This is a genomic window from Prosthecobacter sp. Pr1 (assembly GCF_057652315.1).
Window position 1 is genome coordinate 1 of sequence record NZ_JBYFBS010000054.1, and the last position, 1,466, is coordinate 1,466.

General features: G+C 64.9%; 1 protein-coding gene. It reads left to right on the plus strand.

The genetic code is table 11. The features are described 5' to 3' along the window. Positions 1-45: 45 nt before the first annotated feature. Complete coding sequence (locus AC24GY_RS29415) at positions 46-1,311, plus strand: IS4 family transposase (RefSeq protein ID WP_487690441.1); 1,266 nt, start codon at positions 46-48, stop codon at positions 1,309-1,311. The last annotated feature ends 155 nt before the right edge of the window (positions 1,312-1,466 follow it).

Below are 1,466 nucleotides of genomic sequence, written 5' to 3' on the forward strand. Positions count from 1 at the left end.
CAATAGTGTTCGGCACAGGGTTTGAGGTGGGGTGATGTGACAAAAATGTTGCTGTACCTTTGGGCGAAGGGTGGCATGAAGTTGCTGATGGCTGCAGCCCGAGTCCCAGCCCCCAAGATTGAAGCCGCCCAGCTGCGGCACTGGAAGCTCATCGAGCAGTTCCAGCGTGTGCTCGACGAGGTCAGCCCGCTGCATCAGCCCCACCGCAGCGAGCACGACCCGCGGCGCACCCTCCACCAGCGCGATTACTTCTCGCTGTTTTTGCTCGGCCTGTTCAACCCGGTCATCACCTCCATGCGCGGGCTCTGCCAGGCCAGCAGGCTGCAGCGCACGCAACGCTCCCTGGGCACCCTGCCCGCAAGCCTGGGCAGCTTCTCGGAGGCGCAGAGCCTCTTTGATGCGCGGCTGCTCCAGGCCGTGCTGGAGCGCCTGGTGGCGGACCTTCCCCCGCAGCCCGGTCCCGGCGGCGTGGACCTCGCCGCGCTGCGCGTGGTCGACAGCACCTTGTGGTATGTGCTCCCGCGCATGGACTGGGCCACCTGGCGCAGCCAGTACAAGGACCAGCGCGCCGTGCGCCTGCACATCAAATACCGTCTGGCCGACGGCCTGCCTGCCGGCGGCCTGCCCTCCAACGGGGTTTTGTGCGAGCGCAAAGCCCTGCGCCAGCAGCTCAAGGCCGGGGAGTTCTACATCGGCGACCGCAACTACGGCATGAACTACCGCTACCTCGAGGAGCTCCAGAGCGCCGGATGCGGCTTTCTGATGCGCCTGCGCCAGAACCATGTCAAGGTGGAGACGCTCCAGGAGCTGCCGCTAAGCCAGCGCGACATTGAGGCCGGCGTCTGCCGGGATGAGCGCGTCATGCTCGGGGAGAGGGCCCTGTGCAGGCGCGGCCCGTTCCGTCTGGTGGTCGTGGACCGGCCCGACATGGAGGAGCCCGTATGGCTGGTGAGCAATCAAACAGCAGAACAGCTCAGCGCCGGGGAGCTCGCCGGACTCTACCGGCAGCGCTGGGAGGTGGAGGGATTTTTCCGCTGGCTCAAATGCCTGCTGCCCTGCCGGCACTGGTTTGCGGAGAGCGAAAACGGCGTGGCCATCCAGATCTATGCCGCGCTGATCTGCGCGGTGCTGCTGACGCGCAGGCTGGGACGGCGGCCAAGCAAACGCATGCTTGAGATGCTGGCTTTTCATCAGATGCAGACGGCAACGGCAGAAGAGCTTGCCGATGCTCTGCGGCTTGAAGTGGAGCGCACCACCCGTGTGCGCCAGCCGCGGCATGGGTCTTTGCAAAATTGGAAGCCTTCACGCTAGGGCATAAAGCAGGCGCACAGAACGCCAGGGCTGCGCGTGTCTGGATACCGCGCTGCCGTCATTGGAGCTCCTTTGCCAATCTCTGCGTCGCCAAGATGCTGCGCCATGGTTCTTTCCTTCCCGCTCGAAAGCACTCCCCGTGCCGAACACTATTG